This is a genomic window from Streptomyces sp. NRRL B-1347 (assembly GCF_000720325.1).
Classification (GTDB): Bacteria; Actinomycetota; Actinomycetes; order Streptomycetales; family Streptomycetaceae; genus Streptomyces.
In genome coordinates this window covers 1-6160 of record NZ_JOJM01000149.1, presented here as the reverse complement: position 1 = coordinate 6160, position 6160 = coordinate 1, and the positions used below count along the sequence as shown (strand labels likewise).

Sequence of the window (6160 nt, the reverse complement as noted above, 5' to 3'; positions counted from 1 at the left end):
TCAGCAGCCTCACCGGCCCCGCCGGACAGCACGCCCACCAGCCGCGCGACCGCACGCTCATCCAGCACCTCGGGCAGATCAACCAGACCACCCCACAGCGCCGAGTGCTCCAACCCCACTACCCGGCCCAAGCCCCACACCTGCGACTGCGCGGTGCTCGCGAGCCGATCCGAACGGCCCACCGACACGGCACCCCGCGACACACACCACAACAGACCCTCGGCGTCCACCTCGGCCAATGCCTGCACCAGCGTCAACGTCGAAGCAAAACCAGCCGACAGCTCCGGATACCCCGGGCACGACCCCTCGTCCAGAGCGAGCAGCGACACCACACCACCCACCTCCGGTGCGGCAGCGAGGACTTCACGCAGCCGCCCGCTCAGCACCCCGGCATCGAGGTCCCCCTCCCCCACCACCAGCGACACCACAGCGGCACCATGCCGCTCAAGCCCGGAAACAACGCCCGCCACCGACTCGTCCCCGGCACACGACGCCGGGACCACCACCAGCCACATCCCCGACAGCGACCCACCGGCCACATCCCCAACCGGCTTCCACGACACCCGATAACGCCAACCATCGATCGTGGATTGCTGGCGGTTGCTCCGGTGATACGCGGACAGCGCGGGCATGACCGTACTCAGCGGTGCGTTGCCATCGACGTCGAGCGCCTGGGCGAGCGCTTCGAGATCCTCGCGCTCGACCGCTTCCCAGAACCGCGCGTCCACCGAGTCCGCGGCCGTCGAACCGGAATTCCGGCCGCCGCCGGACGCGGATGCCTCAGGCCAGAACCGTTCACGCTGAAACGCGTATGTGGGCAGCTCCACCTTGCCGGCACCTTGTCCGGCGAATATCGATTCCCAGCCCACCGTGGCACCGTGTGCATGCAGTTCGGCAAGCGCCGTCATCAACGTCCCCGCTTCGGGGCGCTCTTTACGCAGCACCGGGACCAGAACCGTCGCCGAAGCGTCCTCGGAGCTTTCCGCGAGGCAGTCCTGGGCCATGGCGGTGAGCACACCGTCCGGACCGACTTCCAAGAACCTTGTCACACCCAACGCCTTAAGCGAACGAACCCCATCCGCGAACCGAACCGCCTCACGCACATGCCTGACCCAGTAATCCGGAGAACACGTCTCTCCCTCCGAGGCCGGCCCACCAGTGACATTGGACACCAGCGCCATGGTCGGCGGTTCAAGAGACACCTCACGGACCACTTGGCCGAACTCGTCCAACATACTGTCCATGAGGTAAGAGTGAAACGCATGTGAGACCCGCAAACACCTAGTCTTCCTCCCCTTCGCCGTCCAGGTGTCCGCCACCTCCTGGACCGCTTGCGTGTGCCCGGCGATCACCACGGCCGTCGGTCCGTTGACCGCCGCGATGCTCACCTCGGCCTCACGACCGGCGAGCGACGCCGTGATCTCCTCCTCCGACGCCTGCACCGCCACCATCGCGCCGCCCTCCGGCAGGGCCTGCATCAGACGGCCACGCGCCGCGATCAGCGTGCACGCGTCCTGAAGCGAGAACACCCCCGCCACATGCGCGGCGGCGATCTCACCCACCGAGTGCCCCATCACCACATCCGGGGTGACACCCCAGTGCTCAAGGAGCCGGAACAGCGCCACTTCGATGGCGAAGAGCGCGGGCTGCGTGAACGCCGTCTGGTTCAGCAGCTCGGCGTCCGCGCCACCCTCGGCCGCGAACATCACGTCCTTCAGCGAGCGGTCCAGTACGACGTCCAGGTGCGCGCACACCTCGTCCAGGGCGCGGGCGAACACCGGGAAGGCGTCGTACAACTCCCGCCCCATACCCAGGCGTTGCGCACCCTGACCCGAGAACAGGAACGCCGTCTTACCGCCGGACACCGCCTGCCCCTGGACCACACCGGAAGCGATTCCGCTCCCGGCCACGGCCTCAAGACCACGCAGAAGGGCTTCCCGGTCCTCGCCGACCAGCACGGCACGGTGCTCGAACACCGACCTGGCCGCCAGCGAATACCCCACATCCAGCACATCGAGGTCACCCCGGGCCGCCACATGCGCGGCGAGCCGCCCGGCCTGTGCCCGCAACGCCTCCTGGCTCTTGGCCGAGACCAGCCACGGCACCACTGCCGACGACCCGACGGTCACGGAAGCGGAAACCGGAGTGGAAGCGGGAGCCACGGCGTCCGAAGCCGCGGGCTGCCCGGCCTCCGGCGCCTGCTCGATGATGGTGTGGGCGTTGGTCCCGCTGAGCCCGAACGAGGAGATGCCCGCCCGGCGCGGACGGCCGGTTTCCGGCCATGCGGTGGCCTCGGTCAGCGGACGCACCTCACCCGCCGACCAGTCCACCTCCCGCGACGGCTCGTCCAGGTGAAGGATCTTCGGCAACACGCCCTCGCGCATCGCCATCACCATCTTGATGATTCCCGCGACACCGGCGGCGGCCTGGGTGTGCCCGATGTTCGACTTGATGGCCCCCAGCCACAGCGGCTGCTCCTCGGACCGCTCCTGGCCGTACGTGGCCAGCAGTGCCTGCGCCTCGATCGGGTCACCCAGCGTCGTACCCGTACCGTGCGCCTCGACCGCGTCCACCTCGGTGGCCGACAGCCCCGCGCTGGCCAGTGCCTGGCGGATCACCCGCTGCTGGGACGGACCGTTGGGCGCCGTAAGGCCATTGGACGCGCCGTCCTGGTTGACCGCCGAGCCACGCACGATCGCCAGGACCGGATGGCCGTTCTTCCGCGCGTCCGACAACCGCTCCACCAGCAGCAGGCCCACACCCTCGGACCAGCCCGTACCGTCCGCCGCGTCCGCGAACGGCTTGCACCTGCCATCGGGGGCCAGGCCACGCTGGCGGCTGAACTCCACAAAGGCGCCGGGTGTCGACATCACCGACACACCACCGGCAAGGGCCAGGTCACACTCGCCCTGGCGCAGCGCCTGCATGGCCATGTGGAGCGCCACCAGCGACGACGAACACGCCGTGTCCACCGTCACCGCGGGCCCTTCGAGACCGAAGGTGTAGGAGATGCGCCCCGACACCACGCTGGCCGCGCTGCCCGTGCCCAAGTGGCCTTCGAGGTCGCCCTGGGAGTCCACCCACAATCCGGCGTAGTCCTGGCCGTTCGTCCCGACGAACACACCCGCCCGGGCACCCCTCAGCGACTCGGGAGCGATACCGGCGCGCTCGAACGCCTCCCACGAGGTCTCAAGGAGCAGCCGCTGCTGCGGGTCCATGGCCAGCGCCTCACGCGGGGAGATCCCGAAGAACCTGGCGTCGAATTGCGGGGCGCCGTAGAGGAAGCCGCCCTCGCGGGCGTAGGACGTGCCGAGCCGCTCGGGGTCGGGGTCGTACAGCCCGTCGAGGTCCCAACCGCGGTCGGCGGGGAATGCGGAGATGGCGTCGGCGCCTTCGGCCACCAGCCGCCACAGGTCCTCCGGTGTGTGGACGTCTCCGGGGAAGTGGCAGCTCATCGCCACGATCGCGATGGGGTCGTGGTCCACGGCCACCGCGTTCGGCCGGGCGGTGTCAAGGGCCGGCTGGGCCGTGCCGAACGCCTCGGCGTCCAGGTAGTCGGCCAGTTCGGCGGCGGTCGGGTAGTCGAAGACGAGCGTCGCCGGGAGACGCAGGCCCGTCGCGAGGTCCAGCCGGTTGCGCAGCTCGACCGCCGTGAGGGAGTCGAACCCGAGGTCGCGGAAGGCGCGGCCGGGCTCGATCGAGTCCGCCGAGGTGTGGCCGAGCACCGAGGCCGCTTGGCCGCGGACCAGCTCCAGCACGGCCTCGTTGCGTTCGGCCGCCGACAGTCCGGCGAGCTTCCCGGCGAAGGTGGCCGCCGCCGTACCGGCGCCGCCGTCGTCCGTGGCCAGGTGCTTGTGCGCCTCGGGGATGCCGCTGACGAGAGTGCCGCCGTGCGCGGCGGCCAGCGACGGGGCCAGGCGCTCCCAGTCGACGTCCGCGACGACGAGCGACGCCTCCTCTTGGCCGACGGCCCAGCTCAGCGCGTCCACCGCCAGCGCCGGGGCCATCGCGGACACCGCGCCACCGCGCACCCGCTCCCCGGCGCGGCCGCTCGCGGCCATACCGGATTCGGCCCACGGTCCCCAGGCCACCGCCGTACCGGCAAGACCGGCACCACGGCGCACCACGGCCAGCGCGTCCAGATACGCGTTCGCCGCCGCGTAGGCACCCTGTCCGGCGCCGCCCACCACACCGGCGAACGACGAGAACAGCACGAACGCGTCCAGTTCCAGGTCGGCCGTCAGCTCGTGCAGCAGCCGCGCGCCCTCGACCTTCGCTCCCAGCACCCCGGCGAGCTGCTCGTCGGTCAGACCGTCCAGGACGCCGTCATCCAGCACACCGGCCGCGTGCACCACACCGCGCAGCGGGAGGCGCTCGGGAATGCCCGCCAGCAACTCGGCCAGCGCATCCCGGTCGGAGGCGTCGCAGGCCACCACCGACACGGCGGCGCCGAGCCCTTCCAGCTCCGCCCTCAGCTCGGCGGCACCCTCGGCCTCCGCCCCGCGGCGGCTGGTCAGCACCACGTGCTCGGCGCCCTCACGCACCGCCCAGCGCGCCACGTGCGCGCCCAGCGCACCCGTACCACCGGTGATCAGCACCGAGCCGCTCGGCCGCCACGCCTCGCCGCCCGTCGACGCCGTGCGCACCAGCCGCCGGCCGAACACACCGGAGCCCCGGATCGCCGTCTCGTCCTCGCCGTCCTTCGCGGACAGCACCCCGGCCAGCCGCGACACGGCGCGCTCGTCGAGCGTCTCGGGCAGATCGACGAGCCCGCCCCAGATCTGCGGATGCTCCAGCGCCGCCACCCGGCCGAGGCCCCACACCTGTGCCTGCGCGGCACTCGCGAGCCGGTCGGAACGACCCACCGACACCGCACCCCGCGAGGCACACCACACCCGAAGGCCCACGTCCGACCCGGCCGCGGCCTGCACCAGCCGCAGCGTCAGCGCGAGTCCGGCGGTGACCACCGGCTCCGCGGCACACGGCTCCTCGTCCAGCGCGAGCAACGACAACACACGCGCCTCGGACTCATCGCCGAGCGCACCGAGCAGCACCTCGGCGAGCCCATCGCGGTCCATGCCGCCGTCGACCGCCACCGGTACGACGCGAGCGCCGTACTTCTCCAGCCCCTGCGTGATCGTGACGGTGAGCTCGCTGTCCGCGAGCCCGGCGGGCACCGCCAGCAGCCAGCAACTCGCCCAGCGAGCCGCTCCCGTCGACGTCCAGTGCCTTTGCCAGTGTCTCCAGGTCCTCGCGCTCCACCGCGTCCCAGAACCGCGCGTCCACGCCATCCACGGCTGCGGAACCGTTCGACGCCTCCGCGTGGTCCTCCAGCCAGTACCGCTCACGCTGGAAGGCGTACGTCGGCAGCTCGACCGTCCGCGCGCCGCGCCCGGCGAAGACCTGCTTCCACTCCACCGAGGCTCCGTGGACGTGGAGTTCGGCCAGCGCCGCCGTCAGCGCCCGCGCCTCCGGGCGGTCCTTGCGCAGCACCGGCACCACGGCCGAGGCCGCGACCTCGTCCCGCGTCAGGCAGTCCCGCGCCATCGCGGATAGCACACCGTCGGGGCCGACCTCTACGAACCGGGTCACGCCCAGCTTCTCCAGCGCCCGTATCCCGTCCAGGAAGCGCACGGCTTCCCGGACATGGCGGACCCAGTACTCCGGCGAACACACCTCGTCCGTGCCCGCTGGCTCACCGGTCACGTTGGAGACCAGAGTGATGGTCGGCGGGGCGAACGTAAGCCCCTCTACGACCTTGCGGAAGTCGTCCAGCATGGCGTCCATGCGGGGCGAGTGGAAGGCGTGACTGACCCGCAGGCGGCTCGTCTTGCGCCCCTGCTCGGCCCACTGTCCGGCGATCTCCAGTACGGCGGCCTCGTCACCGGCGATGACCACGGCCGTGGGGCCGTTGACGGCCGCGATGCTCACCTCGGCCTCACGACCGGCGAGCGATCCGGCGATCTCCTCCTCGGACGCCTGGACGGCCACCATCGCGCCGCCTTCGGGCAGCGCCTGCATCAGACGGCCACGGGCCGCCACCAGCGTGCACGCGTCCTCCAGGGAGAACACGCCCGCCACATGCGCGGCGGCGATCTCACCGATGGAGTGGCCGATCAGCACGTCCGGGGTGACACCCCAGTGCTCCAGGAGCCGGAAC

The 6160-nt window shown here is 71.3% G+C and carries 1 pseudogene; it reads right to left on the bottom strand.

From position 1 onward, the window contains the following. Window positions 1–6160: pseudogene (locus IG74_RS53980) on the bottom strand (type I polyketide synthase); the annotation flags it as partial.